Source organism: Pseudomonas sp. CM27, from assembly GCF_013179515.1.
GTDB lineage: Bacteria > Pseudomonadota > Gammaproteobacteria > Pseudomonadales > Pseudomonadaceae > Aquipseudomonas.
Map to the genome: position 1 here is coordinate 1 of NZ_JABMCN010000513.1, position 508 is coordinate 508.

Annotated in this window: 1 pseudogene; it reads left to right on the forward strand. The window is 66.1% G+C overall.

The window, feature by feature from the left end:
- Positions 1-508 (forward strand): annotated as a pseudogene (locus tag HP547_RS29300) (alpha-2-macroglobulin family protein); the annotation flags it as partial.

Consider the following 508-nt stretch of genomic DNA (forward strand, 5'->3'; position numbering starts at 1 on the left):
CGTTGGGCGTGCGCCCGGCCTACCCGGCGATGCTCAAGCACTACCGCGTGGCCTTGAAGGACCAGCCGTGGACATTGCCCGAAGCCGACCTGGCCGCCTTCGAACCCGCCGGCCTGGAAGCCAGCCTGGCCTTGTCGAGCCGGCCGCCGCTGAACCTGGCCGAGCAGATCCGCGCCCTCGAAGCCTACCCCTACGGTTGCCTGGAACAGACCACCAGCGGCCTTTACCCGTCGTTGTATGCCAATGCCGACAGCCTCAAGCGCCTGGGCATCAAGGGCGAACCGGCGGATGTGCGCAAACGCAAGATCGAAATGGGCATCGAGCACCTGCTGGGCATGCAGCGCTACAACGGCAGCTTTGGCCTGTGGAGCTCGGACAGCGAAGAAGAGTACTGGCTGACCGCCTACGTCACCGATTTCCTCCTGCGTGCCCGGGAGCAGGGTTATGGCGTGCCGGCCGAAGCGCTGAAGAAGGCCAGCGAGCGCCTGCTGCGCTACCTGCAGGAGCG